Source organism: Cupriavidus sp. 22TCCZM04-2 (assembly GCF_057798895.1).
Window position 1 is genome coordinate 1 of the sequence record NZ_JBYOJS010000045.1, and the last position, 3807, is coordinate 3807.

General features: G+C 67.5%; 3 protein-coding genes. All 3 read left to right on the plus strand.

The genetic code is table 11. The features are described 5' to 3' along the window. Nucleotides 1-1531 (plus strand): carboxyl transferase domain-containing protein (locus AC3FKG_RS29620; protein WP_488744839.1); only part of this gene is annotated, 1531 nt, incomplete at its 5' end. A 37-nt stretch (nt 1532-1568) separates the two neighbouring features. Next, nucleotides 1569-2357 carry an enoyl-CoA hydratase/isomerase family protein gene (locus AC3FKG_RS29625; protein ID WP_488744850.1) on the plus strand — a complete coding sequence of 263 codons (789 nt, stop codon included), beginning with the start codon at nt 1569-1571 and terminating at the stop codon, nt 2355-2357. A gap of 119 nt (nt 2358-2476) precedes the next feature. Beyond that, a partial coding sequence (locus tag AC3FKG_RS29630) for an acetyl-CoA carboxylase biotin carboxylase subunit (protein WP_488744851.1) occupies nt 2477-3807 on the plus strand: 1331 nt, incomplete at its 3' end.

The following is a 3807-nucleotide window of genomic DNA, read 5'->3' on the forward strand; positions in this document are numbered from 1 at the left end:
GGCCGACCTCAAGGCCAAGGTGGCGAAGCTCGCCGAAGGCGGCGGCGATGCCGCGCGCGACAAGCACCTGTCGCGCGGCAAGCTGCTGCCGCGCGACCGCGTGCAGCAACTGCTGGACCCGGGCACGCCGTTCCTGGAGCTGTCGCAGCTAGCGGCATACGACATGTACGACAATGCCGCCCCGGGCGCCGGCATCATCACCGGCATCGGCCGCGTGGCCGGGCAGGAATGCGTGATCGTCTGCAACGACGCGACGGTCAAGGGCGGTACGTACTACCCAATGACGGTCAAGAAGCATGTGCGCGCGCAGGAGATTGCCGAGGAGAACAACCTGCCTTGCATCTACCTGGTGGACTCGGGCGGCGCCAACCTGCCGAACCAGGACGAGGTGTTCCCCGATCGCGACCACTTCGGCCGCATCTTCTACAACCAGGCCAACCTGTCGAAGCAGGGCATCCCGCAGATCGCCGTGGTGATGGGCTCGTGCACGGCCGGCGGCGCCTACGTGCCGGCGATGAGCGACGAGTCGATCATCGTCAAGAACCAGGGCACCATCTTCCTCGCCGGCCCGCCGCTGGTGAAGGCCGCAACAGGTGAGGTGGTCAGCGCCGAGGACCTTGGCGGTGCCGATGTCCACACGCGCCTATCGGGCGTGGCCGACTATTTCGCGCAGAACGATCATCACGCGCTGTCGCTGGCGCGCAATATCGTGGGGCACCTGAACCGGCGCAAGCCCGACCAGATCCGCCTGCATGAGCCGGCCGAACCGCTGTATCCGGTGGAAGAACTGTACGGCGTGATCCCGACCGACACGCGCAAGCCGTTCGACGTGCGCGAGGTCATCTCGCGCATCGTCGATGGCTCCGAGTTCGACGAATTCAAGGCGCGCTATGGCACCACGCTGGTATGCGGCTTCGCGCGCATCTGGGGCTACCCGGTCGGCATCGTGGCCAACAACGGCATCCTGTTCTCGGAAGCGGCGCTCAAGGGCGCGCACTTCATCGAACTCTGCTGCCAGCGCAAGATTCCGCTGGTGTTCCTGCAGAACATCACGGGCTTCATGGTGGGCCGCAAGTACGAGAACGAAGGCATTGCGCGCAACGGCGCCAAGATGGTGACGGCGGTGGCGACCGCACAGGTTCCCAAATTCACGGTGATCATCGGCGGCTCGTTCGGCGCCGGCAACTACGGCATGTGCGGCCGCGCGTATTCGCCGCGTTTCCTGTGGATGTGGCCGAACGCGCGCATCTCGGTGATGGGCGGCGAGCAGGCCGCGAGCGTGCTGGCGACCGTGCGCCGCGATGGCATCGAGGCGAAGGGCGGCCAGTGGAGCCAGGAAGAGGAAGACGCGTTCAAGCAGCCGATCCGCGACCAGTACGAACACCAGGGCCACCCGTACTACGCGAGCGCCCGGCTGTGGGATGACGGCGTGATCGACCCGGCGCAGACGCGCACGGTGCTGGGGCTGGGGCTGTCGGCCAGCCTGAACGCGCCGATCGACGATATGAAGTTCGGCGTGTTCCGCATGTAAGCCTGCCACTACCGACGCTCACTCAAGCCAGACCGCCATGCAATTCACCACGCTTACCGTCACCATCGCCCGCCATGTGGCGACCGTTACGCTGAACCGTCCGGACGTGCGCAACGCGTTCAACGAGACCGTCATCGCCGAACTGACCGAGGCCTTCCGCGCGCTCGGCAGCCACGACGACGTGCGGGCCATCGTCCTGGCCGGCAACGGCCCTGCCTTCTGCGCGGGCGCCGACCTGAACTGGATGAGGAAGATGGCCGGCTACTCGAACGACGAGAACCGCGCCGACGCACTCGCGCTGGCCAAGATGCTGCACGCCATCTGGTCCTGCCCGCGCCCGGTCATCGCGCGCATCCAGGGCGACACCTACGCCGGTGGCGTGGGCCTTGTCGCGGCTTGCGATATCGCGGTGGCCGCCGACCATGCGCACTTCTGCCTGTCGGAAGCGCGCCTGGGCCTGCTGCCCGCCACCATCAGCCCGTACGTGATCCGCGCCATGGGCGAGCAGGCCTCGCGCCGCTACTTCATCACCGCCGAGCGCTTCGACGCCGCCGAAGCGCTGCGCCTGGGCTTTGTCCACGCCGTGGTGCCGGCCGATGCGCTCGACGCCAAGGTCGAGGAGATCTCGGCGGCGCTGGTCGGCAACAGCCCCAACGCCGTGCGCGAGAGCAAGCGTCTGGTGCAGGAAGTTGCGGGCCGCATGATTGATGACGACCTGCTGGCCGATACGGCGGACCGCATCGCCGCCATCCGCGCCTCGGAAGAAGGCCGCGAAGGCGTGCGCGCCTTCCTGGAAAAGCGTTCGCCTGCCTGGAAGCCGGCTTAAGCCACACGCGACACCCCTATCAAGAAAACCCCCGGCAGCATGCCGAGGCAGCGCCTGTCCGCTGCCTGCATGCGGCAGCGGTCGCGGCTGACACCGCCCGCCCCTCCCCAGGAGAAACCATGTTCAACAAGATCCTGATCGCGAACCGCGGTGAAATCGCCTGCCGCGTCGCCGCCACCTGCCGCCGGCTGGGCATCCGCACCGTCGCGGTGTACTCGGACGCCGACGCCGATGCGCGCCACGTCGCCTTCTGCGACGAGGCCGTCCATATCGGCGGCGCCGCCGCGCGCGACAGCTACCTGCGCGCCGACCACATCATCGAGATGGCGAAGGCAACCGGGGCGCAGGCGATCCATCCCGGCTACGGCTTCCTCTCGGAGAATGAGGGCTTTGCCGAGGCCTGTGCCGCGGCGGGGCTCGTCTTCATCGGCCCGCCGGCCTCGGCCATCCACGCGATGGGCAGCAAGAGCGCGGCCAAGCAGCTGATGGAAAAGGCCTCCGTGCCGCTGGTGCCCGGTTACCACGGCGAAGACCAGAATCCCGGCCTGCTGCGCAGCGAGGCCGACCGCATCGGCTACCCGGTGCTGCTCAAGGCCAGCGCCGGCGGTGGCGGCAAGGGCATGCGCGTGGTGGAGTCGGACGATGCCTTCGAAGCGGCGCTCGCCTCGGTCAAGCGCGAGGCCTCGGCCAGCTTCGGCGACGACAAGGTGCTCGTCGAGAAATACCTGACCCGCCCTCGCCATATCGAGATCCAGGTCTTTGCCGACACCCACGGCAACTGCGTCTACCTGTTCGAGCGCGACTGCTCGGTGCAGCGCCGTCACCAGAAGGTGCTGGAAGAAGCGCCCGCGCCGGGCATGACGGAAGAACGCCGCCGCGCGATGGGCGAGGCTGCCGTGGCCGCCGCCAAGGCCGTCGGCTATGTCGGCGCCGGTACGGTCGAATTCATCGCCAACCAGGACGGCTCGTTCTACTTCATGGAGATGAACACGCGCCTGCAGGTCGAGCATCCGGTCACCGAGATGATCACCGGGCAGGACCTGGTCGAATGGCAATTGCGTGTGGCCGCCGGCGAGCCGCTACCGCTGAAGCAGGAACAACTCCGCATTGACGGCCACGCGCTGGAAGCACGCATCTACGCCGAGAATCCCGACAAGCAGTTCCTGCCGTCCACCGGCACGCTGCGCTTCCTGCGCACGCCGCCCGCTGTCCAGTTCATGCGCGGCGGCGATGCCCACGGCCCCGCTGGTGTTCGCATCGACTCCGGCGTGCGCGAAGGCGACACCATCAGCCCCTACTACGATCCGATGATCGCCAAGCTGATCGTCTGGGGCAAGGACCGCGATGAGGCGCTTGCACGCATGCGCCAGGCGCTGGCGGCCTATCACGTGGTCGGCCTGTCCACCAACGTGGCATTCCTGCAGCGGCTGTTGAAGTCCGAAGCGTTCCG

What these genes read in the sequence shown, in the direction of transcription:
- AC3FKG_RS29625 (WP_488744850.1), top strand. Translation starts at nt 1,569, where the DNA reads ATGCAATTCACCACGCTTACCGTCACCATCGCCCGCCATGTGGCGACC.